Here is a 23,529-nt window from a genome sequence, read left to right on the forward strand (position 1 = left end):
AAGGACGCTTTAGGGTCTTGGCGATACCTATTCGCCGACAGGGCGGTGCAACCTAACGGTAATACACAAAAGGGTTAAAATCCAAGTAAAACCTATTTGTAATACAATGCATACGGTTCTTCAAAAGAGGTTTTCAAAAAAGCCTTCGGGTTGTCATGGGCAATTTTATAGAATAATTCTTCCCCTATATAGCCCCTTAAATCGGTAAAGAGCGATTTTTCCGTTTTCTTTTGGGTAACGACATAGTAATCTGTGCCGAACAAAATTTTATCATTTACCTTATCATCGTTCAAAATAAACTTCAATAGGGGAAACAACGTTTCATTGAATAAAATAAAACTGACATCTGAGTACACATTGTCATATTTAATCATCAGGTCATAAATTACCGACAACCAGCTGGCATCCCACCAAATAGTTCTTTTGCTGGCATGGTTCAAGGTATTTTTGACCCTATGATAGCCAGATAAGGTATCGTGGGTGATGTTTTTATTATAGTTGTTCCATCCATCCGCTTCATATTTATGCCATTCATCACTCCCCCCAAAATGGGCTAGACATATTTTTAATTTACTCAGATCACATTCATATCCTAAATACTTTGATAATAATGTCGGATTTAGCAAACATTCATAGTTTAAGGGATGTGTGAAATTGGTCGTCCAATCATAATTCTTTGTTTGCGGAAGGGGTATGGGGACCAATTCATGTTCAGCATTCTTGTATTCTAGAATAGGATGGGCATTCCATTCCTTCTTTTTCTTACCTCGATAAAAAACAGTGCCCTCGATACAGTGGGTCATTATCGGTATTTCGTGCTTCTGTGCAAACAGCCAAGTATCAATAAGTTCTTTATCAAAAGGATAGTAGCCAAGTGCAGGATAGATTTTAATTCCGGAAAACCCACCCTTATGCAAAGATGATTTTAGCAGATTGGAATAACTTTTCCTTCCTTTTTGGGCTTTGGTGGCTTTAATCCTTCTTGGGTCGGCAAATATGAATGGAATCATATGGGGATTATTCCGTTTTACCTTCTTGATTTCCTCCAATTGTTCTAAATAGGGAATTTCCGGATCACCGGCATCCATATAGTCCATATCCATCGGCAATACCACGATCTTGGTACCGGTTTCATATGTTTTCTCAATTAAGTCATATATTTTGCCCTGTGTTTTGTAACGCATGGCATACCTGCCCATGGTCATAAAGCGATTGGTAACGGCCCGTAATTCTTTACTAAATAGATACTCGACTTTAAAAAAGTTTATGAAGATGTTGAATAACCACCTAAGCACGAACTTTATAAGGTGATAGACAATGTTCAGTACAATGGTCCATCTAAAAAAATCAAGTATCGCGTATTTTACCTTCTTTATGGCATGCCTGAACCTTCTATACTTTGCGCTACCACGAGAGGTAAGGTTGGTATAGTACCATTTCACCAATTTTATGGTCAGTATGCCGGCCAAAAAGTCAGGAACAAATGTCTTACCGAATTCATTTGGCACATGATCAATGGTGAAAATATGGGTGTGACAATTATATAGTTCTCTTTTCGGCATTGGTAGTTTTATGGCTTTTAAATTAACTAAATTATATTGGACTACGGATTTTGAGCATCCGTCTTCCACATTTACGTATTAGTAACAATAGGTTTATTCGGTCGGCGAAAGATGGTAGGTAATCCATTCATTGAAAACCGGTTTCAATATATATTCCATGATTTGGAGTCATAACCTCTTACTGGTAGGATACCATGAAAAAAATAACACTTTCTTTAGGTTTTCAAAACATTAACCAAGCTTACCTTCCTATTTTTGTTCAGCTATAAACGTCCATATCCGCCAAAGTCGATTCACTATGAAAAATACGCTGTTTGTTATAATCCTATTACTAGTTAATAGTCATTTCATTTTTTCACAAGATTTGGTCCAATCTGGGCCCATGGTCGGCTATTCTACCATGCGAGAAGCCCTTCTTTGGGTTCAAACGACTACTTCTGCCGAAGTCCATTTTGAATATTTTGATAAGAAGAACCCCAACAAACGTTTCAAAACCGAAAAATATACCACGCAATCCAAGTTTGGTTTCGTAGCAAAGTTAGTAGCAAATCAAATCATGCCCGGAAAGGAATATATCTACGAATTATTTGTCAATGGTGAAAAAATCCAAAGGGATTACCCGATGGAATTCCAATCTCAAACACTCTGGCAATGGAGAACGGATCCACCGGAAGTCAATTTTGCCATTGGAAGTTGCAATTATGTGAATGAAGCACGTTTCGACAGGCCGGGCAAGCCCTACGGAAGTGAGTTTGAAATATTTGAATCGATTTACAAAAAAAATCCGGATTTTATGCTCTGGCTTGGAGATAACACCTATTTAAGGGAACCCGACTGGAACTCAAGAACGGGTATTTTGCACCGCTACACCCATACCCGTTCATTGCCCGAACTGCAAGCACTACTCGCCTCCACACATCATTACGCCATTTGGGACGATCATGATTTTGGCCCGAACGATGCTGATAGCAGTTTTTGGCAAAAAAAAGCGACCTCTGAAATTTTTAAGCTTTTTTGGGGCAATCCCAACTACGACGTCATCGATAAGGGCGGTATCACGGGTACCTTTCAATGGGCAGATTTACAATTCTTCTTACTGGATAACCGTTACTTCAGAACATCAAACAACAATTTCACTACAGAACGTGAAATTTTAGGAAGGGCACAAATTGATTGGCTTATCAATGCATTGGCTTCAAGTACTGCCCCATTTAAGTTTATTGCCATTGGGGGGCAAGTAATCAGTACAGAAGCTGACTATGAAAACTATGCCACTTTTTCGAACGAAAGACAGTATTTACTGGACAAAATTAGGGAAGCCAGAATTGAAGGGGTCATCTTTTTAGATGGTGATAGGCATCATACGGTTTTAAGCCGTATGCAAGAAAATGATCGGGTTTATCCCATTTATGATTTGACCTGTTCCTCTTTGACCGCGGGTACCAATAACAATAAAGAAAAACTAAATACCTATAGGTTGGAAGAAACCGTGGTAGGCCAACATAACTTCGGTATTTTAAATGTAAGCGGCCCTCGTACCAATCGTGTGCTTAATATTAAAATATTGGATAAAGACGGAAAAGAGCTTTGGCATAAAGACATCAAAGCCCAAGATTTGAGGTACAAGACATATGATAAGTAAATACCTAAGGTATCGCCCGCTTTAGGGTGTTGTTATTCCTTAAAATTAGTCTTTAACAGTCCAGAGAACTCTTCTTGAAAGCTATCTATATTAAACTTAAACCATATTCAAGAATTGCGGTGAAACTTTCTTTGTCCTTGATTCCCTAGATAAAACGCAGAGGTGTTCTGAACGGGCTGAGAAATAAGTTTTATCTACCGATTGAAAAAAAGCTGTGTAACCTTTTTAACACTATATTTCTTTTCAAGTAGTATGGAAAAACATGCGACATTAGGGCACCTATTTACACACAGTGCCGATTGAAGTAGGGTATTTATCGATAACTTTTCTTGTGCTAATTTTGAAAACTCCATCAAAATGCATTTTCAAGCATTGAGATAAGTGACATTCCCGCGGCCGCACCCGAAATAAAGAGGTTCCATTCTCGGTGTTTTACCTTCATGAGATGCAGAAATAGAAAGGCGATTCCAACAATAAAGAAGACAATCAATAACTGGCCCAATTCAATGCCTACATTAAAGCCCAATAACGGCACCACAATATCTGAGGGATCCATAATAAGTGCTTTAAAATAGTTCGAAAAGTCCATACCATGGATCATTCCGAAAAAGAGGGCCATGGCATAATTCCGTTTCATCTTTATGGATTTTACTGCCTGATCAGCACCTAACACATTATGCACTGCAGTAGCAAAAATCGTTAATGGAATAAGAAACTTAATGATGTTCGACGGAATTGAAAATAGTTCTAATGAAACCAGAACTAGGGTAATACTATGGCCGATGGTGAACGCGGTGACCAGAATAAGGATTTTTTTCCACTCCTCAATTCGGTACACAGCGCATAGTGCTACCAAAAAGAGAATATGATCATAGGCAGCAACGTCCGCAATATGCTCAAAACCTAATTTCAGATAAAATTCAAATGGGTGCATATTAGAATTTGAGTTGGTGTACCGCTGTTTTCTTATTGAGCATCATACTTTTCGACTCTCCATTGACGTGCACGTATACAATGTTGTTCTGGTCAAAGAATAAATCGGTAAAAACCGCATTCTTAATTTCTAACGAGGTCAAGGGGTTAGGCTGTCTGAATTCAAAATACACCCACAATGCCGTATTATCACCTTCTCCACTAAGTCGCTTTCGCTTTATTTTCAAGTCTAAGGTCTTTCCGTTCGCTTTTACATAGAAAAATCGGTTGACATAGTCCATGAGCATTTGGTTTGCCTTGCTTGACTCATTGGGTTGGCAAAAGGCCAATTCTTCGCTGTAGGGGTCAAAAACCAGTGCTTCGTTCACATCAGTCAGAAAGAGCTTTAGGTTAATGGAGAGCGATTGCTTTTTCTGTGTATATTCAATTTCACATAGCGATAGTCGTAAGGGGTGGGCAACAAAAGATGTTGACAGCATCAAAACAGAAATACAAACGATCGATCGCAGTACCATCATATTGTTTAGATGCTTAAGATGCCCCTTCAGATTGTAGCTGTTCTGCGATTGCCTGAACCTCTTTGAAAACCCGAATCAAATTACCACCCCAGATCTTTTCGATCGCCTCTTCGGTATAACCACGTCGCACCAGTTCTATCGTAATGTTCATGACCTCACTGGCATCAAAAACACCTTCGATTCCACCACCTCCGTCAAAGTCACATCCAATGCCGACATGGTCGATACCTGCTATCTTTACAATATGGTCGATATGATTGACCACATGGGTAACCGTTGCAGGTGGGTTCGGATACTTTTCATTGAGTTCTTGAAAAGACTTTCGAATTTCGGCACGTTCTTCATCGGTCATTTCACTAATAGGTTTCATATTGGCGCGAAGTTCGGTCATTGCAGAATCACGAGCGGCATTCGGTGGGGCCGTGCGAAGGTAATCAGCGAGCATGGTCAATTGAACGACACCGCCGTTTTCAGCCATAAGCTTTAACATGTCGTCGGTCATGTTGCGTTGGTGATCGGTCACCACTCTTGCATTGGAGTGGCTGGCGATAATCGGCGCTTTTGAGAGGCTTATGGTGTCATAAAACAGGCTATCGTTTCCGTGCGAAACATCCACCATGATCCCTAGGCGGTTCATTTCACCCACAACCTTTTCACCAAACGTACTCAAACCGCCATGCTCCGTTCCATTTGAATCCGTAGCTGAATCGGCCAAATCGTTGTTCGATGAGTGTACCAAGGTGATATAGCGCACACCCTTATTAAAATAGAGTTCAACATTAGAAAGATCATCACCAATGGGATAGCCATTTTCAATACCAATATAAATAGCACGTTTCCCTTCTTTTTCCAAAGCATAGGCATCGTCTGGATTCAGCGCCAACCCTACGATATCTGAATTTCTATCGGTAGATGCAACAACGGAATCGATCATTTGAAGACAAAGCGCTTTTGCCCTAGTATTACCGTCATCATCCCGAATATCCTGGGCCACGAAAGCAGCAAAAAAGATAGCATCCAAATCGCCTTCTTTCATTCGCGGGTAATCTACTTTTGAACCCGTTTCGTTGGGGTCATGTCGTTCGGCCATATCGAACCCGGGTTCGATCATGCGCAATGGGGTATCTGCATGCGTATCCAGCGTAAGCACACGTTTATGGATCTCTAAGGCGCGTTGCACCAATTCTTCCTCAGTTTCGGTTTTTGAATCGGTAGCAGCAGGCTTTTCTTTGCAACTACTGGCAAAGAATACCAATATTACTACAAGAAGGCAATTGTGACGTAATGAAGACATGATTTTGGTTTGACGGTTGAATTTGACTTAAAGATACAACATTAGCGACTTTGAAACTAAGCAAAATTACCTGACGATAGTTCTTTGATCAGCTTATCCATCATTTCCATCCCTTTTGCCAATTGCTCTTTTGCAATAAATTCATCGGCCCTGTGGGCCTGTGCAATGGAACCGGGTCCGCAAATGGCTGAATGGAAACCTTCATTGGCAAATTGCCCCGCCTCAGCCGCATAAGAAACCGTATCCAGTTTTGAACTGCCCGAGATTCTTTTGATCAAAGCCACAATGGCATCATCAGCTTTGGTATCTAAATGCGGCACGGGAGGATGGTTTTCTACGGTTTTTATTGAAAAATCGGGGAAAATTCCCTGCAACTCGTTCTCACGCTGTCTACAATACGCTTCAAATTCAGCAACGATAGCCTGTATATCATCCATGGGAATAGTTCGTAAATCCCAATAAAAATGTGCTTTATCCGCTATGACATTCGGTGCGATCCCGCCGTTGACCAACCCAATATGGATAGAAGAGTGAGGGGGATGAAAACGGTCATCCAAACGCCCATCGGCAATCAATCGATCCATTTTGTTTTCTAACCAGAGAATTAATCGCATAGCCTCATGAATAGCACTTACTTCTTGTTTTATACGACTACTGTGTCCGGCAGAACCATTGACATAGGTTTCGAGAATGTAGATGCCCTTCTGGCCTACTATCGGTTCCATGAGCGAGGGTTCCCCTATAAGCGCATATTTTGGTGTTTCGCCATACTGTGTCTTAATTGCCCGGGCCAATTCTGGTGCAGCCAAGCAACCGACTTCTTCATCATAAGAAAAGGCGAAGTAAATCGGTTTTTTTAAATCGGCCTTTACCATTTCAGGTAGTGCCGCTAAACAACAGGCCAAAAAACCCTTCATATCACAAGAACCCCTGCCGTACAATTTACCGTCGCCCTTGTCGGTAAGTACAAAAGGATCCGTACTCCATTCTTGACCTACTACAGGTACGACATCCATATGTCCGGAAAGGATAATACCCCCATCGACCGCAGGCCCTATTCGGCAATGTAGCGAGGCTTTGGTGCCTTCTTGGTTCGGAACCAAATTCACGGTGACGCCATACGTCGCTATGTAATCTTTTATCCAATTAAGAATGCTCATGTTGCTTTCACCCCCAAGAACAGGAAATGAGACGAGTTTTGCCAAGATTTTTTCTACGGTCATAGGTGTTAACTATAATTTATTGCGACGGCTACTATCAATGCCAAAAAGGCAAGACAGAGCACACTTATCAATACAGGAAAAATAAAACGAATCCATCGGTCAATAGGCACCCTACACATACTGAGCATAGCGATAAGCCCCCCTAAGGTCGGATTGACAAGGTTCGATAACCCATCACCTATTTGAAAGGCCAAAATCGTGATCTGTCTTGTCAGGCCCAAAGATTCCCCCAAGGGAAGCATAACGGGTAATGTGGCCAAAGCCTGTCCGCTTCCTGAAGGAATGAAAAAGTTGATTACCGATTGTGAAATGGTCATACAAATTGCCGAAACATATAAGGGCAACCCCTCTAAAAGGGTTGAAAGCTGATAGGATATGGTGTCGCCTATGTTCCCCAATTCCATAAGCACTTTAATGGATGTTGCAAAACCTACCATAAAGGCCCCGGGTGCTGCTAGGGCCACCGATTTCAAAACGGTCTCACTCATAGTGTTGGCACCCATTCGGGAAATGATACCGCAAAGCAGGGCAATCATCAAAAATACCGCCGAGAGCTCGTTGATGTACCAATGCAACTTAAACACACCGTATAAAATAGCCAACAAGCCACCTATAAATATAGCGATGACCATCCAATTATTCTTACTTAGACTGTAGTCTTCAATTGGTTTTGAAAGGGCCAAATCATCAGTGTTAAGTCCTTTTCCTAAACCTTTAGTTGGATCGGTAGAAATCTTTTTGAAATAACGTACGTTATAATAGGCCATTACACTTAATGCCACAAAACAAAGGACGCTACGTAAAATGGCCCCGGAAAACATTTGAAGTTCCGCCAATTTATGTCCGGTGCCAACGGTGTAGGCGTTTATTGGAGAAAGGCCGAACCCGATGGTCATGGCCCCCACTGAGATCCCCGCGGCCAAGATCAGATCCCCACCCAATGCCAAGCTCAGTACGGCTGCGATCGGTACCATGGCAATGTTGTTTTCATAACCGACGGCTACACCCAAAATACCATAAACGAAGGTCATGATTACGATAATGAGCTGTTTGTTTTGCAAACCCAGTTTCTTTACAAGGGTCCCTACGCCATTCTCCACGGCCTTTGATTTTTCTAGAAAGCCAAACATGATACCGCCTGCCAAAACAATGAATATGATTTCAATAGCCGCCTCAAAACCAAGCGGAATGGCTTTGAACATGTCCAATAAGCCTATTGGGGTCGAATCGATCGTTCGGTACGAATTCGGAACGACGGTGTTTCGTCCATCCACCGAAACACGCTCATAAGTTCCGGCCGGAATAATGTAGGTCAATACCGTGACCAGAACGATAATACCGAACAGCATACTTATGGCATGCGGAACACGGGTGGGGAATACTATATTCGTTGATGGTGATTTACCCATTGCGCTGTTGAGGAAAGCAACCGACTTTGTATTTTTTAAACGACTTGCTATTTTTGGTCAATTTAAGTCAAAATGTTGAGTACTGATTAAATCTATGGGCATTTCATGAAATCCATATAGAAGTACTTTCTGAAAATGATATGAAAACGCCGATCTAATACAATTTAATTGCAGCGCCGACTTGTCGTCTCATGACCCTATTTTGAAGTTGGCACTTGTATTTTCGAAGAATAGGAGTAATTTCAAATCGTCTGTAATTCAACCTTGAAGATCATCTAGCTTTAAATTAAGACCCATGCGTATCGCTTCGATGTTAGTATTCTTTTTTATTTCCTCTATTATTGGCTGCAAAAATGAGGGGGAAAAAGAATTGCCATTTCAAATCAAGACCTTCACCCTAAACGATCTTGATTATCCCATGGATACTATTGAAATCCCGAAGTCAAGACAAAAAGAATTTATGATGAATTTCTTCTTGCCATGGAATCAAAGTGCCCAAGTATTATTGGACTCCCTTGAAACTTTACCTGGTAAGGACCCGTCTTACTTAAAAGAATATTTGATTGACGACGGTTGGTATGGTGAGAATAAGAAGCCCCATAAAAAATGGCAGCGTCAAGAAATTGTCGATAATGTAGACTTCACCAGCTTTCCGAATTTTTTAAAAAAGGGAATCGTAATCGCTCATACCAATTTGCGAAGGGTACCAACCCATCGTCCGGGCTTCGATACCTATTCAAAAGCTGGAGAGGGCTACCCTTTCGATTATTTTCAAGAGACCGGCCTTTGGGCCAATACACCGCTCTTACTGGTCCACACTACTGATGACAAACAGTGGTGTTATGTGATAAGTCCGTATTACAAAGGCTGGGTAGCCCTACGTGATGTTGCTATTGCCAATGAAGATTTTATTACGAAATGGTCTACTGAAAATTATGGTATGCCCTTATCGGATAAGGTCAATTTGCAAAGCCCGGTTTCAAATTATGCCTTAAATGCTAAGATGGGGATGGTACTGCCTTATGAAGAAATGATAACTAAGCCAAATAAAGTTTTGGTAAACTACGTCAGCGCAGATGAAAACCAAAATGCCCATCTATTAACGGCCGAAGTCGAGAAAAGCGAAATTGCACTTGGTAATTTTAAATTCAGTGGCAATACCCTTAAGCATTTGGTCTCCAATTTAATCGGAAGACCCTATGGCTGGGGCGGCCACTTAGAAAATAGGGATTGCTCGTCTATGATCCGTGATTTGTTAGGCACCTATAAACTATGGCTGCCCCGTGATTCAGGGGATCAAATGGCAATTGGTCGCAGATACGATTTTCTTGACGGTACTGAAGAGAAGATAAAACTAATCAAAGAAAAAGGAATACCCTTTTTGACCATCCTGAGAAAGAAAGGCCATAATATGTTGTACGTAGGTAATTCCCCAAGGGGAGAACCTTTGATACTTCATGCCATTTGGGGATTGAAAACATCTTACGCTGATACACAATTAGCCGATTTATTGGACACTTACCCGATAGAGGGTATCCATAAGGATGAAAATGGCACCTTGTATGGAAGGCACATTATTGGAGAAGCGGTCATAACCACGGTCACTGTTGGTGAAGGAAATCGTGATATTACCTCTCCTTTAGATGAAATATATGCCATGACCACTATACTTAAAGATTGAACGACCAGAAAAAAAGAGTAGCTGCTAGGCCTATTTTCGATAGTGATTTTCCAGTTTTTCGCAAAAATCGATGTACGGATTCTAAAACGAAGTTAACTGAAAACCAAAAGGCAGTGCTACCCACCCTGACTTATATACAAGACCAAATAGATGGGTCTATTGTTTTTTGTTACCCTATTGCTACAGTACACGTGTTTACCCGAATTACCATATGAGCCCTTAAACTAGTGTGAGATATATTGTTTTGATTATAGCAGTAGTACCAAACCTTTAACCGGAAAAAAGACATAAAAGCCGAATCACCAAATTTCGGTATTTTTACCTTCTACGAATTAAGCAAAGGTTACTTGTCTTTGTCTTTTAAATATAAAACATCACTATAGCTAGATATAATTTTGCGGTGATTCTGGTGGTGCTTCTCATATCTGGATGCGCCACCAAAAATAGTGTGCAAAAATCAGGGTTACGCGAGGGGTCTGATAAAGCCTTGATCGGTGAAAAGCAGCACACCAAATTCAGGAGTTATTTCCTTTTAGGGAATACGGGCTCAAAAAAATCAGGAATAAACAACGAGCTATTCCGTTTTTTAAAACAAAAATTATCATCGGCGAAAGAAGATGATTACTTTATCCTTCTCGGCGATAATGTAACCAAAAACAATCTTTCAAGCCCAAAGGTATTGGGTCAATTGGATACCTTATCAAAATTGATTTTAGAATTCAAAGGCGAGGGTCTCGTGATTCCCGGTGAGAAGGAATGGAAGGCATACGGCTTGGAAGGCCTTGATGATATTGAAGATTATTTCGAAAAGGCGCTAGGGCGGGATAATACTTTTGAGCCAGAAAAGGGATGTCCCCTTGAGACCATAACCGTAGATGATTATACCGAGATTATAATCGTTGATTCGCAATGGTATATCGAGGATTGGGATAAAAGACCCAACATCAATGATAAGTGCGAGTTAAAGACACGAAAGCAATTTATCGTCAAACTGAAGGATAAGATAAAAAAGGCCCGACATAAAAATGTGCTATTGCTCATACACCACCCTTTATTCACAAATGGCATCCACGGCGGAAGATTGCCCTTTTCAATAGCGTATAGCCCTAGCAGACAGAACGGATTTATACCAGGAATTGGAACCATATGGGCCCTACTTCGTTCTGAGGGAGGTATATCAAGACAAGACCGTTACAACCCCCTTATGAATGAGCTCATGTCTGAAATTAAGATGTCGGCACTTGAGGTTCAGCGAATGTTCATCCTTTCGGCCCATGAGAATTCGTTACAATATATCGAAGACGGTAACATAAGGCAAATAATCTCTGGAACGACAAGCAGTTCAGAAGCTGCATCCCTTGGCAGAAATGGCGTGTTTAGTTCTGGCAAGCCCGGCTTTGCAGAACTGAAACTCTATGAAAACGGCTTATCGGAAATCTATTTTTATACTATAGGGCCAAAGAAAAGTGAGGTTGAGGTTTTTAAGGCGAAAACATTTCCAGAAAAAAAGCACTATCCAATCGATAGTCTTCCCAAACGCTTTCCCCCTACGTTCAAAGCATCGGTATACCCGCAAGAGCAGGTATTCGTCGATAAGAAATTCGAGAAGCGCTGGGGCAAGCACTACAGGTATGTCTATGGCGTACCGGTAGAGGCCCCAGTGGCGCTTCTAGATACGCTTTATGGGGGACTTACACCCGAACGGGCCGGAGGTGGAAACCAAACCATTTCACTCAGGTTGATAGACAAAAAAGGTAGGGACTACAATCTTCGTGCTCTTGAAAAAAACCCTTATTCTTATTTAAAGGCCTCAGGGTTCAATGACCTCAATGCGCAACAATACTTTTCTGAAACGCTTCCGGCAGAATTGATTGCGGATTTTTTTACCGCTGCACACCCCTATGGCGCTTTTGTCATTGCCGATTTGGCACACCAAATCAAGATCAAACATACCCATCCGAAATTATTTTATGTTCCTAAACAAGCTGCTCTCGGAGACTTCAATGATGCACATGGTAATAGGCTTTACATGCTCGAACGAAAACCAGATGGCGATTTTGAGGACTTTCATATGTTCGGAAATAGTGATGAGGTAATCGACACCAAAGAGCTTTTTGAAGCCTTACGCGACGACGAGGCCAATCAAGTTGATGAGCGAGAATATATCAGGGCTCGAATATTTGACATGTTGATCGGCGATTGGGACCGACACGAAGGACAATGGAGTTGGTCTAAAAAATCACAAGGGGAAAAGAACATTTATACCCCAGTGCCCCGAGATCGCGATCAGGTCTTTGCCAATTTTGACGGTAAGTACCTCGAATTTCTACAAAAGGTTATCAGTGGTAGTCGTGTACTCGGTAAATATGGCCCTGATATCGAGTTCGTCAAAAATTTCAGTGAGAGTGCCATTAATCTAGATCGGGCAATCATTCAACGCTCCGGTCGAGACGTATGGGGGGAACAGGTTCAATTTATCCAAGATCAATTAAATAAGGAGACGGTATCAAAAGCGTTCGCCTCGGCACCAAAGGAAATTCAAGACGACGTTTGGAACAAAATTCAAGAGCATCTCCTCTTACGAAAGGGAAATCTTCGTAAAATTGTTGATAGGTATTTAGACTATTTTCTTCAATTTCAGACCTTAAAGGGAACCGATAAAGATGATCTATTTCATATGGACATCGAAAATGAGGACACTTTGCGCATTTCGGCCTTTCGTATCAAAGATGGAAAAAAGGGAACAAAGCTATTCGATCGTACCTTCAATAAAGGTGAAACCCAAGAGTTGTGGGTATATGGACTGGATGACAAGGATATTTTTGAGGTTTCAGGGGCATCAAAAACCAAGATTAAGGTTATTCTTGCCGGCGGTCTTGAAAAGGATACCTATGCCATTGAAAACGGAAAGGGCATTTCAATCTATGATCAAAGAAATCCCAACAATGAAACTGAAAATAGCGGAGCTGCCAAACTGAGAATAAGCGATAATTACGCCAATCATATCTACGATCCAGAGGTACGGCCTTCATCGGGCAAGTTTTTGGAGCCCAATCTAATTTTCAATCCAGACGAGGGTGTTGTACCACAGTTAAAAATAGGACATAAAAACCTTGGGTTAGAGCGCAATCCCTTTACGTCAATGTGGGCCCTCAATACTCGTTATATCTCGTTGACCCAAGCAGTAGAGCTAATACCTGAGGCCCACTTTGCCAACATTTTTGGAAGATGGAATTTTAAGGCAGAAGGTAGATTCACGAGTGCCAATTACACTGAAAACTTTTTTGGTTTCGGTAATGGTTCGGAAAATGGGGACAACGGTCTCGATGCCAATAGAATTCCCATACAATATCTACAAGGTGGCTTGGCAATTTACCGTAACGAATCTTATGGAAATACCCTAGAATTCGGGGTTTTCTACAAAAACGTATCCTCTAAACCTTCAGGGTTTGTTGATATAGGCAATGCCGCGAACACGCTAGAGTTCATAAACCTTAAATTAAAATATGGTTTTAAGAGTGTGGACAACGAGAGTTTTCCTACCAGGGGGCTGATGTCAACGATCGAAGCGGGCATTTTTGATAATTTAGGGCCAGTGCCTACTACTTGGGCCTTAAACGCCGACTTGGAACTTTGGAATGCTTTGGAGCCGTCAGGTAACCTGATTTTGAAAAATAGATTCAAGGGGCAATTGCGAGAAGGGAATACGATTCCATTTTACCATTCGGCCCGTTTGGGTGGGGACTCAGGACTACGGGCATATCGGCAGCACCGTTTTAGCGGCCAAACCGCTTTCAATACCTCAGTGGACGTACTTTATCGATTCAAACCAGTAAAGACCTTTCTCTTCCCAGCACGTCTGTACACTTTTATAGGTTACGACCTTGGTAGTGTTTGGCAACCCGGTTCAAGTTCAAACCGTTGGTATAACGGATACGGAGGTGGAATACGTATTTCCATGGCTTCCCTTTTACAATTAAGGATGTCCTATTTTGAGGGATCGGAAAACGGCAGGTTTCAATTGGGTTTAAACTTTGGTCTTTAAATAAAACTTACTAAAGTATATCAAGTAAGTTCAACGGCACTTCCGGTCTCTAAGAAAATAGATACCATTAATACGCATAGCGGTCACCCCTAGACATAGCCCACCCGATAAAGAAACAGTCAAGAACTTGAGAATGTGAACATATAAAGAGGTTTCTACTGAGCCTGTTTGTCAACGAAGCAGGCTCAACCCAATGAAAGTACTTAAACCTTTAGAAGTCAAAAAACAATGGGTTTTGTAGGTTGAATTCACGTTAAATACCAAAAAGTAGCCCCGGCAAGAATCGAACTTGCATCTAAAGTTTAGGAAACTTCTATTCTATCCATTGAACTACGGGGCCATGAAAATGGAAGCCAAAAATATACTTTTTTATAGTATTCTTAAAGAAATAGTTAAAAAGTAGCTGGTGTATCCTCTTAGAAAAAGCGTATGAACGTGCTCGATTGATAATAAAACCTTGAAGGTGCTTTGATAAAAGAATCATCGATCCTTTTTGCACAGTAAATACCGATGACTATAGCTACAACCAATATGGCGAACTGAATTTTCTTTAGTCTTCTATTGGGTTCATTATAAATGAAAATCAAAATGGCCAGAAATAACGCAAAAATCAGGGTCAATAGCACTGTATACAAAAAAGGGGATATTCCTGATATTAGTGTGGAATGGCTGGCAATATAGAGGGCTATTAAAATAGAAAATAAAGTCGTCAAGATGGTTCTAGCACCCATTTTATTAAAGTATGTAACGCTTTAAACCTTTACGTGTCAATTGTCGTTATTATTGGGCTTTCAGGACTTAGTTGCAACAAATCCCATAGATTTCCATACAAATCCTTAAAAACGGCAACAGTTCCATAAGAAGCTTCTTTGGGTTCTCTGACGAATTCTATTCCCATTGAGGACATTTCGTTATAATCCCTCCAAAAATCATCGGTATTCAAGAATAGAAATACCCGTCCGCCCGTTTGATTACCAACAAAGCTTTCTTGCCTTTCGTTAGAGGCTTTTGCCAATAAAATTGTAGTCCCTATTGAATTTGGGGGTGCTACCACCACCCATCTTTTATCTTGTTCGGGTTGATAAGTGTCTTCAATCAAATCGAAATGTAATTTCTTGGTATAAAATGCTATTGCTTCATCATAGTCTTTTACGACCAAGGCAATATGCACTATCGCTTGTTTCATATTTTTCTTATTTTAAAAATGCCAATGAAAATGACTGCGCCACCCCGTGCACCGTTGTAAATCATATAATGATTTAACGAACTATGGTAAAGATAATTTATTGTAGTAGTCCTCAGGGGTCAAGGCATCCCTAATTATTGCGCGCCGAGCAGCACGCCTTACGTTCTATATTTTTGTCTTAGCCCCAAATATTCTGGAGAGGCTAATTCCCGTAAGGGGTTTATCAAAATACCCTGATACTTGTTTATGTTTTTTTGCAGTGGCCCTATCTTTGGCATTCACAAATGCGGACAGTACGTATATTTTTGGGAAAGCACTTTGTTTGGCTACTTTTTTGAGCTGATCAATGAACTGCCATCCGTCCATATCGTCCATCACTAAATCTAAAAAAATCAACTTTGGTAAGGCTTGATTGTTTTTAATTAGGGTATTTGCAGCGGCGAGCCCTTCTTCTGCGTTCGAAAAAGTCTCTATGGCCAAATTACCACCATATTGCTCAAGGCAATATCTGGTCGCAAATTGCGACACCATATCATCGTCAATAATCCAAGTTGTGGTCTGCATAAATACCTCGCCCGTTTTTGGGCGGCACATTATAATTTGGGATGTAAATTTAAAGGTTAATCGCATTTTGAGCCACAAAACATCGTTTTATGACCTAAACCCTCTGCATAACGCCAAATTCATGCAATTATTGGCAAATGTTTTAGTGCGGAAGTCGATTTTTGAGCAATCCGTAAACAAATGTGCCTACCAGTGCACCGAAAATAACAACCAAAATAGGCAGAAAGCCGGCTCCAAGCAAGGTATACATTGGTCCGGGGCAGGCCCCTGCCAATGCCCAACCCAAACCGAACAAAACGCCTCCGATTGCATAACGTGCAAAAGATTTTTCTTTATCGGCAATGGTAATTTTTTCGCCATAAAACGATTTCTTGTTTCCCCTTTTTATCCATTGTGTAAATAAGGTGCCCAAAACCAATGCCGAACCAATGATACCGTACATATGAAAACTATCAAACTGAAACATTTCATATATACGGAACCATGAGGCAGCTTCTGATTTGAACATTACAATTCCGAAAAAGATTCCGACCACTAAATAGCTACTACTTCTCATTCGCCTAAAAAATTAAAGGGAAAATAAAATGCACCATGACCAATCCCCCAACAAAGAAGCCAATGACGGCTATCAACGATGGAAGTTGTAAATTACTTAAACCTGAGATTGCATGCCCAGAGGTGCATCCACCGGCGTATCGTGCCCCAAAACCCACTAGAAAACCCCCTACCAATAAAGCCACTATAGCCATTGGATCAAAAAAAGCCGTATTGGAAAAAAACTCAGCGGGCATATACCCGGTGCCGGCACTCTCGAAGCCCAATTGTCGTAGTTTTTCAATACTCTTGGCACTTATCGCAACGGTAGTATCAACAGTCAAAAAATTTGCGGCAATAACCCCACCGATAACAGCACCTAATGCCACTATCAGGTTCCACCGTTGGGCCTTCCAATCGAAATTAAAAAATTCGGCCACTTTACCGCCTCCGGCAATCGTACATAGCGTTCTTAAATTTGAGGACATGCCAAACCGTTTACCAAGCAATATCAAGATTGCCATGATGACGGCAATCAATGGGCCTGAAACGTACCATTGCCAGGGTTGTAAAATAGCATTCATACCTGAAAATTTTTACAAGGAAAATACAAATACCGATTTAGCCTTATACTATTCATAGATGTCAAAATCAATAGGGACCGCGCTTTCTGCGACTATTCGTTTCTGTAAATATGACGATAATCATCATAATGATCACCGTAAAAAAACACCTATTTGAATAAAATGGCAATCAAAATAAGTTTCTTTAAAAGACCTAATCCCATTACACCTCAGTTTTGACCTTACAGGTACTAAGACCAAAAATGGAATACAAGGGGCAGAAGCTTACAAAGCTGGTCAGCACAAAAATTACCGAAAGGGCCAATAACACATATGCTAAGGTTCCCCCGATAACTTCAAAATAGTACAATGCCAAAACAATCAATGCAATAACAAATCGAACAATGCGGTCCGTACCGCCCATATTTTTCTTCATATCAATGGTTTAATTTTTCAATTATTAGAACAATTGTGGTGACCAAAACCAAACAGCTTAGACAGACCAGTAGAAATTTGTGCCATTTCTTCAATTGCATGGTCAAATATATCTGAATGACACAAAGAAGCCGGTAACTTAGGTTACACAGCATTTCATTTTTAGGCCTACTTTACATTTCAAGAATAAAAGGACCACTCAAAAAAGATGGTTTCTAGCAAAGGTTCGTTATCGGTTGACTTCTATCAATTGATCTATCAAGATTTCATGATTCCAATTTTCACCCAATTTGATTTTGTGCAATAGGTTACCTACGCATCGTTACACGGCCACCGACTTCTTTAGAAGTTCCACCCGGTGCTCCAAAGTGCTAAAAAATGGTTTTAGAGAAAAATTGTCATTCCGTGAATGCAACATAAACTTGAAGTATTTTATTTTGATTTTCAACGGTTTATGTTTTACTATCAGGTCAAGCCTACCCTGTCGGCAGACAAGCGCAATAGAGACCTTATACTGTTCTCGATTTTAAGGGCCTCTCAACTATGGTTTATACTGGGCGAAGTCAAAGTACTCGAGGTGACAGCTTTTGAATTTATTCGTCCTTACCTGTATTAAAGGACAGATCCTGGGTCGAACTTGTTTAATTAATCCTTTAAACCCTCAAATTCGACAAATTCAAATTGCGGTGAAGCTTCAAAAAGTTGTCTTAAGATGGCCGCATGGCCATTACCGATAACCAAAAGAATTCTATCTTCAGGACCTGAAGTCAATTTCAGGATATTTGAAAATATCCTAACATTTCTGTTGTACCACCATATAGTGAGCTTATCGGCACCATCATAATCTTCAGTAGCCATTGCCCCGGTAAGGTATAAACCAAAATTTGCATTGTGCGATTCCCTCCGGTTCATTTTCTTAATGAAATCAAGTAAGTGCACCTGTTTCATCAAGCTATCACGGTGGTCAATCCACTCAAAAGCCTTTTCAAAATACGGGTCTTTTGCATCCCAATTGATTTTATTGGTCAAGGATTTGGTCAATAAGGAATCTTTCTCAAAAAGCTCACTTTCCAACGTAGGGGCATCAACGCTGAAAATACTATCGAAATCCAATTCGTGGGCAATACGCATCGCCACCTGATAGCGCTCATCCCTTTTATCTCGATATTCGCCTGTTCGATAGGCCTGATAACGGTCGTTCCAATCTGTTCTGGCTTCAATCAATATTTTATTCGGATTGAATTTTTTGATGTATTCCACCAATGCGGTTACCTCACTTTTTTTGGGTTCTTTCAAGACATCAATCTTATTGGAATCTGAGGTTTTATGCGTATCCAAGCCCGGAAAATTAAAGTGAAAAGTACCCATAATGAGTACTTTTGCCTTTTCTTTTGGGAAGAATTCCGAGGGTGATTTGATTTGGTCAGCAGTGTTCTGGCTTGAAGAAAATTGTACGGATAATAGGGCAAGGGTAATACTGATGGCTATTTTCATGTTCTTGGTTTTTAAAAAGATGTGTATTTACATCAGATGTTACACTGATTACAAGAAAACTTATCGAAGGGCCAGTCAACATACCTGTAAATTGTAATCGAGGCCCTATTCAAGATGTGGATACTACTTCGAAAACCATCATATGGATTAGGCCTTTACTACTTTATTTTGATACCCAATCGTTGTAGCCCCCTGAATAATCATAAATTTTGACAAATCCTTTTCCCTTCAGTAGTTCGGCAGCACGATTACTTCTTCCACCCATCTTACAATAGAGGTATACCGGGGTCTCTTTATTCAGATCCTCGATTTGTTTTAAAAAGGTCTCACTATCGATAATGTTGTAGTTTACGGCATTATCGATATGACCTGCATCATATTCCTCGGGAGTTCTAACGTCAACCAATTGTACGTTTTTTCCAATGACCTCAGATTCTATTCGGGCTTTATCAACGATAATGATCGTCTTCGAATCGGGCTTGGTCTGGCAGCCAAAGACAGCAACCAAAAGGGTGAATACAAGACTATATTTAGATAGGCAATTCATGTTCGGTTTATTTGAAGGTGGTTGGACATTTGAAATCAGTAACAGGAATTCCAGCTTTCTTGATAGCGGCGAATCCCCCTGCCACGTCCACTAAGTTGTGTATGCCACGGCTCTTTAGAATAGAAGCTGCAATCATGCTACGATAGCCCCCGGCACAGTGAACATAAAAAGGTTCTTTCTCAGGAAATTCCGTCAAGTGGTCATTTAAGAAATCAAGAGGTGTGAAGTGCGCATTTTCAATATGTTCAGCACTAAATTCGCTTTCTTTGCGCACATCAAATACCGGTACATGTTCATCTAATCTACTTTTAAAGACCTCAGCGGTAATACTATCGACCGTATCGATTTCCTTACCCGCTTTTTTCCAAGCTTCGATACCCCCGTCTAAATATCCTAAGGTGCCATCAAAACCTACTCTTGACAATCTGGTGATGGCTTCTTCTTCTTTGTTTTTATCGGTGACAAGTAATATGGGTTGTTTTACATCGGCTATCAAGGCACCCACCCATGGGGCAAAACTCCCTTTTAATCCTATAAAGATGGAACGGGGTATATGGCCTTTGGCAAAATCATCTTGATGGCGCACATCTAGTACTACGGCACCGGTTTCATTTGCGGCAACCTCAAAAGCTTGTGGAGAAAGTGCCCTAGCACCACGTTTCAATACCTCATGGATATCATCATATCCTTCCCTGTTCATCTTTACGTTCAATGGAAAATATTGTGGAGGTGGAAGAAGGCCATCGGTAACTTCGTTTACAAACTCTTCTTTGGTCATACTTTCGCGAAGGGCATAGTTCATTTTCTTTTGGTTGCCCAGTGTATCCACGGTTTCTTTCATCATGTTCTTACCACAGGCAGAGCCCGCACCATGGGCTGGGTATACGATTACATCATCTGCAAGTGGCATTATTTTGGTTCGTAGGCTATCGTAAAGCATACCGGCCAATTCTTCTTGCGTCATTGAAGCTGCTTTTTGTGCCAAGTCAGGCCGCCCCACATCACCCAAAAACAGGGTGTCCCCACTAAAAATGGCATAATCTTTACCATGCTCGTCACGTAAAAGATATGTCGTACTCTCCATAGTGTGCCCTGGGGTATGCAATACCTTGAATGTTAGTTTACCCAGTTTGAATTCTTGCCCATCCTCAGCTATTAACACCTCATACGACGGGTCGGCATTTGGACCATAAATAATGGTGGCACCCGTTTCTTTTGCCAAGGTCACATGACCACTAACGAAATCTGCATGAAAATGGGTCTCAAAAATAAATTTAATTTTGGCCTTATCCCGTGCGGCCCTCTCCATATATGGTTTGACCTCCCTTAGGGGATCGATTATGGCCACTTCGCCCTCACTTTCAATATAATAGGCCCCTTGTGCCAAGCATCCTGTATATATCTGTTCAATGTTCATCTACTTTCATTTTATAGCAAAGCTATATTCGATTTGATTCATGCAAAGTTACTTAAGTTACAGAGGTATTCTGTTTTGATTGCTGCGAAACTTTTGCTTGAATTGCCGTTTTTTCAGATAAGTTTTCACAATACTCAAAAGCATCACTTGTGCGTACGAAAAGATTTTCGGTACCCAATTTGGATATCAGTCCGCTAGAGAAAAGAATATCCCTGATAGGGCCTATGGCCCCTGCGATCAACAACTCAATATTCTTATTTTTCAAATCATCAACTACCTGGTTGAGTACATTGAGCGCGCTACTATCTATATAATTTATGGCCTCTGCATTTAAAATAACGAACTTGAGTTCTTTTCCCTTATGTGCTATATTCTTATATAGCTCCGATTTAAAATAATCCCTATTGGCAAAAAACAACTGCCCATCAAAACGAAGTACCAAGGTATCTTCAAATTGCTCAATATCATCACCAAACCGATTTACGTTCTTGAAATAATCCGTTCCTTTTATACGACCGAGAATTGCAATATGAGGCCGCGAGGTTCTGTTGACCAACAATAATAAAGAGAACAGTACCCCAAAAATGATTCCTTGTGATATTCCTATTAAAAGCGTGGTCAAAAAGGTGACCAACAATAAGAAAAATTCATCTTTTCGCTGTCGCCATAATTGTTTTGGATACTTCAAATCAATAAGACCATAAACTGCTACTAGAATAATCGCCCCCAACACCGACTTGGGTAGGTAATAAAAAAATGGGGTCAAATAAAGAAGTGTTATGCCTACAACAATCACACTTACAAGTGAGGCAATTCCTGTTTTAGCCCCTTCATTTACGTTCACTGCCGTCCTGGACAATCCAGCGTTTACGGGATAGGACTGAAATAGCGAACCTATGATATTTGAAGCCCCTAAAGCGCGTAGTTCTTGATTGGCATCGGTGTAGAATTCATTGTCTTTTTCCTCTACTGCCTTAGCAATGGTCATTGCCTCAGCAAAGGCTATAAACGCGAGGGCCATTGCAGTGGGAAAAGCCCGTATTATCAAATTCATATCCAATTGTGGCAACTGAAAAGCCGGTAATCCTTTAGGCACATGACCTACAATATGGACATCCGTTTCGTTTACCATGAAAAAATAAATACCTACAATGGACAAAACTACCACGACCATAGCGGCCGGAAGCTTTCGATGTAGCATCTTCAAACCCAAGATGACCAAGACTGCGGCAATACCGATGACGAGGTCATAAAAATTCGTTTCAGAAATTTGACTCCCTATGCTTTGAAGGGTTCTTAAGGTATTGTTGGTCGAAATCCGTAACCCAAAAAAATGTTTCAACTGGCTGATGGCAATCACTATTGCCGCCGCTGATGTAAAGCCACTGACCACTGGTCTAGATAAAAAATTGGAGAGAAATCCAAGACGCATAAACCCCATAGTCAATTGTATGGCACCAACAAATAAGGCTAAAACGACTGCCATACCAATATAATCTTCCAAACTTGACAACTTCATTGCGGCCAAGCTAGAAGCCACGATCAAAGAATCTAAAGCTACCGGGCCTACGGCCAGTTTTCTACTTGAACCCGTAATCGCATAGATTAAATTCGGGACTAGGGCGGCGTATAAACCATATATGGGTGGCAAACCTGCTATTAAGGCATAGGCCATACCTTGTGGAATCAACATAATCCCCACCGTAATGCCTGCGGAAAAATCACCTGCTAGATAGCTCTTCTTATAATTTGGTAGCCAATCAAGTATCGGAAAATAACGTTTATACATTACCGCAAAGGTACTATGCATTTAGAAGATAATCGGTAACACAAGTAGCAAAGCTCAAATATCAAATAGTTCAATTTGGTTTCTGTTCAACTTGATCTTGCCCATGACCTCTAGTTTTTTAAGCAATCTTGATATGACCACTCTTGAGCTATGAAGATCGTAGGCAATTTCTTGGTGTGTACTTAGTATGACCTTTGAATTTGTAATTCGCGCCTTCTCTTTGAGATAACCTACAAGTCTTTCATCCATATTTTTGAAGGCAATACCATCGACTGTGGCCAATAATTCATTTAAGCGATTATGATAACTATCAAAGACAAAATTGCGCCACGACCTGTAACTACTTATCCACTCCCCCATTTTTCGAACAGGCACCAGTACAAGTTCCACATCGGTTTCAGCAATTGCCCTAATCTCACTTTGGGTATCGCCTAGACAACAGGCCATGGTCATGCTACAGGTATCACCGCGCTCGAGATAATAGAGCAACAGTTCATCACCATCATCGTCTTCCCTAAGGATCTTGATCGCCCCTGATAGCAGCAAGGGCATACCCTTAATATATTGGCCGATTTCAATGATTTTTTCTCCTTCAGGTATTCGCAAATACTTGCCCGAGTCAGCAATCTCTTCTATCAAGGGCTTTTCAAATACGTTGCCAAAATTTTCTTCTAATTGATGCAACATGATGTC

General features: G+C 40.8%; 20 protein-coding genes and 1 tRNA gene. 4 read left to right on the top strand and 17 right to left on the bottom strand.

Going from position 1 to position 23,529, the window contains the following annotated elements; genetic code table 11:
- Positions 1 to 92: 92 nt before the first annotated feature.
- Positions 93 to 1,562 (bottom strand): hypothetical protein, encoded by a 1,470-nt coding sequence (locus AACM45_RS09275; RefSeq protein WP_339142247.1) that lies wholly within the window; start codon positions 1,560 to 1,562, stop codon positions 93 to 95.
- Positions 1,563 to 1,860: 298 nt separating this feature from the next.
- On the opposite strand from AACM45_RS09275, the gene AACM45_RS09280 reads away from it, so the two are divergent.
- Entirely contained in the window at positions 1,861 to 3,204 is a 1,344-nt protein-coding gene (locus tag AACM45_RS09280; protein ID WP_339142248.1) for an alkaline phosphatase D family protein, read from the top strand.
- Positions 3,205 to 3,556: 352 nt separating this feature from the next.
- Here the strand turns inward: AACM45_RS09280 and AACM45_RS09285 are convergent, their stop codons facing one another.
- From AACM45_RS09285 to AACM45_RS09305, 5 genes are read right to left on the bottom strand one after another with little or no spacing between them, the layout of a single operon-like run.
- Positions 3,557 to 4,138, bottom strand: coding sequence for a HupE/UreJ family protein (locus AACM45_RS09285; protein ID WP_339142249.1), 582 nt, complete (start codon positions 4,136 to 4,138; stop codon positions 3,557 to 3,559).
- A 1-nt stretch (position 4,139) separates the two neighbouring features.
- Positions 4,140 to 4,655: a DUF6702 family protein gene (locus AACM45_RS09290; RefSeq protein ID WP_339142250.1), complete on the bottom strand. Its 516-nt coding sequence runs from the start codon at positions 4,653 to 4,655 to the stop codon at positions 4,140 to 4,142.
- A gap of 13 nt (positions 4,656 to 4,668) precedes the next feature.
- Positions 4,669 to 5,949 (bottom strand): dipeptidase, encoded by a 1,281-nt coding sequence (locus AACM45_RS09295; protein ID WP_339142251.1) that lies wholly within the window; start codon positions 5,947 to 5,949, stop codon positions 4,669 to 4,671.
- 56 nt (positions 5,950 to 6,005) lie between these two features.
- Positions 6,006 to 7,172 carry an acetylornithine deacetylase gene (gene argE / locus AACM45_RS09300; RefSeq protein ID WP_339142253.1) on the bottom strand — a complete coding sequence of 389 codons (1,167 nt, stop codon included), beginning with the start codon at positions 7,170 to 7,172 and terminating at the stop codon, positions 6,006 to 6,008.
- 5 nt (positions 7,173 to 7,177) lie between these two features.
- Positions 7,178 to 8,581 (bottom strand): YfcC family protein, encoded by a 1,404-nt coding sequence (locus tag AACM45_RS09305; protein ID WP_339142254.1) that lies wholly within the window; start codon positions 8,579 to 8,581, stop codon positions 7,178 to 7,180.
- Between the two features lie 295 nt (positions 8,582 to 8,876).
- Here AACM45_RS09305 and AACM45_RS09310 point away from each other — a divergent pair, with 295 nt between their 5' ends.
- Both AACM45_RS09310 and AACM45_RS09315 read left to right on the top strand, forming a co-directional pair.
- Complete coding sequence (locus tag AACM45_RS09310; RefSeq protein WP_339142255.1) at positions 8,877 to 10,262, top strand: SH3 domain-containing C40 family peptidase; 1,386 nt, start codon at positions 8,877 to 8,879, stop codon at positions 10,260 to 10,262.
- A gap of 448 nt (positions 10,263 to 10,710) precedes the next feature.
- Positions 10,711 to 14,307, top strand: a complete 3,597-nt coding sequence (locus AACM45_RS09315) for a hypothetical protein (RefSeq protein WP_339142256.1) — start codon at positions 10,711 to 10,713, stop codon at positions 14,305 to 14,307.
- A 268-nt stretch (positions 14,308 to 14,575) separates the two neighbouring features.
- Here AACM45_RS09315 and AACM45_RS09320 read toward each other — a convergent pair.
- From AACM45_RS09320 to AACM45_RS09345, 6 genes are all read right to left on the bottom strand, one after another.
- Positions 14,576 to 14,647, bottom strand: a tRNA-Arg gene (locus AACM45_RS09320).
- A gap of 420 nt (positions 14,648 to 15,067) precedes the next feature.
- A complete protein-coding gene (locus AACM45_RS09325) occupies positions 15,068 to 15,493 on the bottom strand; it encodes a VOC family protein (RefSeq protein ID WP_339142257.1) in 426 nt (141 codons plus the stop codon).
- A 165-nt stretch (positions 15,494 to 15,658) separates the two neighbouring features.
- Positions 15,659 to 16,057: a response regulator gene (locus AACM45_RS09330; RefSeq protein WP_339142258.1), complete on the bottom strand. Its 399-nt coding sequence runs from the start codon at positions 16,055 to 16,057 to the stop codon at positions 15,659 to 15,661.
- Between the two features lie 142 nt (positions 16,058 to 16,199).
- A complete protein-coding gene (locus AACM45_RS09335) occupies positions 16,200 to 16,613 on the bottom strand; it encodes a YeeE/YedE family protein (RefSeq protein ID WP_339142259.1) in 414 nt (137 codons plus the stop codon).
- Positions 16,614 to 16,617: 4 nt separating this feature from the next.
- Positions 16,618 to 17,175 carry a YeeE/YedE family protein gene (locus tag AACM45_RS09340; RefSeq protein ID WP_339142260.1) on the bottom strand — a complete coding sequence of 186 codons (558 nt, stop codon included), beginning with the start codon at positions 17,173 to 17,175 and terminating at the stop codon, positions 16,618 to 16,620.
- A gap of 202 nt (positions 17,176 to 17,377) precedes the next feature.
- Positions 17,378 to 17,590 carry a YgaP family membrane protein gene (locus AACM45_RS09345; protein ID WP_339142262.1) on the bottom strand — a complete coding sequence of 71 codons (213 nt, stop codon included), beginning with the start codon at positions 17,588 to 17,590 and terminating at the stop codon, positions 17,378 to 17,380.
- 408 nt (positions 17,591 to 17,998) lie between these two features.
- Here AACM45_RS09345 and AACM45_RS09350 point away from each other — a divergent pair, with 408 nt between their 5' ends.
- On the top strand, positions 17,999 to 18,205 hold the full coding sequence (locus AACM45_RS09350) for a hypothetical protein (RefSeq protein ID WP_339142263.1): 207 nt from the start codon (positions 17,999 to 18,001) through the stop codon (positions 18,203 to 18,205).
- Between the two features lie 29 nt (positions 18,206 to 18,234).
- On the opposite strand, the gene AACM45_RS09355 is transcribed toward AACM45_RS09350, so the two are convergent.
- The 5 genes from AACM45_RS09355 to AACM45_RS09375 form a co-directional block, all read right to left on the bottom strand.
- Positions 18,235 to 19,083 (bottom strand): DUF5694 domain-containing protein, encoded by an 849-nt coding sequence (locus AACM45_RS09355; protein ID WP_339142264.1) that lies wholly within the window; start codon positions 19,081 to 19,083, stop codon positions 18,235 to 18,237.
- 163 nt (positions 19,084 to 19,246) lie between these two features.
- Complete coding sequence (locus AACM45_RS09360; RefSeq protein ID WP_339142265.1) at positions 19,247 to 19,630, bottom strand: rhodanese-like domain-containing protein; 384 nt, start codon at positions 19,628 to 19,630, stop codon at positions 19,247 to 19,249.
- Positions 19,631 to 19,637: 7 nt separating this feature from the next.
- Positions 19,638 to 21,047, bottom strand: coding sequence for an MBL fold metallo-hydrolase (locus AACM45_RS09365; protein ID WP_339142266.1), 1,410 nt, complete (start codon positions 21,045 to 21,047; stop codon positions 19,638 to 19,640).
- A gap of 52 nt (positions 21,048 to 21,099) precedes the next feature.
- Positions 21,100 to 22,857: a SulP family inorganic anion transporter gene (locus tag AACM45_RS09370; RefSeq protein ID WP_339142267.1), complete on the bottom strand. Its 1,758-nt coding sequence runs from the start codon at positions 22,855 to 22,857 to the stop codon at positions 21,100 to 21,102.
- A gap of 33 nt (positions 22,858 to 22,890) precedes the next feature.
- On the bottom strand, positions 22,891 to 23,523 hold the full coding sequence (locus AACM45_RS09375; RefSeq protein ID WP_339142268.1) for a Crp/Fnr family transcriptional regulator: 633 nt from the start codon (positions 23,521 to 23,523) through the stop codon (positions 22,891 to 22,893).
- Positions 23,524 to 23,529 lie beyond the last annotated feature (6 nt).

The organism is Croceitalea sp. MTPC5, from assembly GCF_036985505.1.
GTDB lineage: Bacteria > Bacteroidota > Bacteroidia > Flavobacteriales > Flavobacteriaceae > Croceitalea.

Excerpts from the sequence above, each read along its gene's own strand:
- AACM45_RS09360 (WP_339142265.1), bottom strand. The coding sequence starts at position 19,630 with ATGAATTGCCTATCTAAATATAGTCTTGTATTCACCCTTTTGGTTGCT.
- AACM45_RS09375 (WP_339142268.1), bottom strand. The coding sequence starts at position 23,523 with ATGTTGCATCAATTAGAAGAAAATTTTGGCAACGTATTTGAAAAGCCC.
- AACM45_RS09335 (WP_339142259.1), bottom strand. The coding sequence starts at position 16,613 with ATGAGAAGTAGTAGCTATTTAGTGGTCGGAATCTTTTTCGGAATTGTA.
- AACM45_RS09310 (WP_339142255.1), top strand. The coding sequence starts at position 8,877 with ATGCGTATCGCTTCGATGTTAGTATTCTTTTTTATTTCCTCTATTATT.
- AACM45_RS09340 (WP_339142260.1), bottom strand. The coding sequence starts at position 17,175 with ATGAATGCTATTTTACAACCCTGGCAATGGTACGTTTCAGGCCCATTG.
- AACM45_RS09280 (WP_339142248.1), top strand. The coding sequence starts at position 1,861 with ATGAAAAATACGCTGTTTGTTATAATCCTATTACTAGTTAATAGTCAT.
- AACM45_RS09350 (WP_339142263.1), top strand. The coding sequence starts at position 17,999 with ATGCAACATAAACTTGAAGTATTTTATTTTGATTTTCAACGGTTTATG.
- AACM45_RS09295 (WP_339142251.1), bottom strand. The coding sequence starts at position 5,949 with ATGTCTTCATTACGTCACAATTGCCTTCTTGTAGTAATATTGGTATTC.
- AACM45_RS09355 (WP_339142264.1), bottom strand. The coding sequence starts at position 19,083 with ATGAAAATAGCCATCAGTATTACCCTTGCCCTATTATCCGTACAATTT.
- AACM45_RS09365 (WP_339142266.1), bottom strand. The coding sequence starts at position 21,047 with ATGAACATTGAACAGATATATACAGGATGCTTGGCACAAGGGGCCTAT.
- AACM45_RS09290 (WP_339142250.1), bottom strand. The coding sequence starts at position 4,655 with ATGATGGTACTGCGATCGATCGTTTGTATTTCTGTTTTGATGCTGTCA.
- AACM45_RS09330 (WP_339142258.1), bottom strand. The coding sequence starts at position 16,057 with ATGCAGACCACAACTTGGATTATTGACGATGATATGGTGTCGCAATTT.
- AACM45_RS09370 (WP_339142267.1), bottom strand. The coding sequence starts at position 22,857 with ATGCATAGTACCTTTGCGGTAATGTATAAACGTTATTTTCCGATACTT.
- AACM45_RS09305 (WP_339142254.1), bottom strand. The coding sequence starts at position 8,581 with ATGGGTAAATCACCATCAACGAATATAGTATTCCCCACCCGTGTTCCG.
- argE (WP_339142253.1), bottom strand. The coding sequence starts at position 7,172 with ATGACCGTAGAAAAAATCTTGGCAAAACTCGTCTCATTTCCTGTTCTT.
- AACM45_RS09325 (WP_339142257.1), bottom strand. The coding sequence starts at position 15,493 with ATGAAACAAGCGATAGTGCATATTGCCTTGGTCGTAAAAGACTATGAT.
- AACM45_RS09345 (WP_339142262.1), bottom strand. The coding sequence starts at position 17,590 with ATGAAGAAAAATATGGGCGGTACGGACCGCATTGTTCGATTTGTTATT.
- AACM45_RS09275 (WP_339142247.1), bottom strand. The coding sequence starts at position 1,562 with ATGCCGAAAAGAGAACTATATAATTGTCACACCCATATTTTCACCATT.
- AACM45_RS09285 (WP_339142249.1), bottom strand. The coding sequence starts at position 4,138 with ATGCACCCATTTGAATTTTATCTGAAATTAGGTTTTGAGCATATTGCG.